We start from the raw sequence: 737 nt of genomic DNA on the forward strand, positions 1-737 counted from the left end.
GCAGATCGCGTCGCTCGTCCTGCCCGACAAGGCGGAAGCGGGCTTCCGCTACGCGATCGAATGGTCGGGCGACGTACGCTTCACGGATTATCTCGGGTTCGTGCCACAGGGAGGGACGCAGGGAGTCGGCTTCGGCGGCTTCGGAGTCATCGGCGGCACCGGCGCGCAGCCCAACAATCCGGTCGGGCGTACGGCTCCCCCCGAGCCGGGCCTCTACGACGTGATCATCTCCAGCACCGGCCGCGGGGTCATCGCGCGTGAGACCATCGAGGTGGTGCCGCCGGCCATGGGCTTCGAGGCGATCGGATCCNGTCGCGCGGCCGGGCGATCCGCCGAACACGCGCCTGGGCGATTGGGCGTTCGCCCTGCACAAGAACGGCGTGACGGGGCTTCGGGTCCCCGACGAGCCCGGTGAGTACGAGGTACGCTACGTCTCCCGCGGCGGCGAAATCATGTTCTCTCGCCGCTTCGGCGTCGGCATCCCCTTCGAAGACACGGATACGACGACCGCCGAAGGGCTCGCGGCCCAGGCGGCCGCGGCGACCCGCGGCGCGCCCGATCAGGACGTGCTGCCGGAGGTGGACGCCACGTTCCGCCTGCCGGTCGACCCCGGTCTCGGCGGCGCCGTGTCCTGGGACGCGATCCCTCTCGACGACGCCATGTCGCCGGAGGCGTGGGCGCCCATGGAGAGCGGCACCGTCGTCACGGGTCGCTTCGAGGCGGGGCTCTGGCGCGTC

1 protein-coding gene is annotated in these 737 nt (G+C 71.5%); it reads left to right on the top strand.

Annotation, left to right across the window (positions count from 1 at the left end; translation table 11 throughout):
- Nucleotides 1-380 precede the first annotated feature (380 nt).
- On the top strand, nucleotides 381-737 hold a 357-nt coding region (locus tag IEX89_RS24140; RefSeq protein ID WP_188915844.1), incomplete at its 3' end, for a hypothetical protein.

The sequence above is a fragment of the Salinarimonas ramus genome, from assembly GCF_014645695.1.
GTDB classification, from domain to species: Bacteria; Pseudomonadota; Alphaproteobacteria; order Rhizobiales; family Beijerinckiaceae; genus Salinarimonas; species Salinarimonas ramus.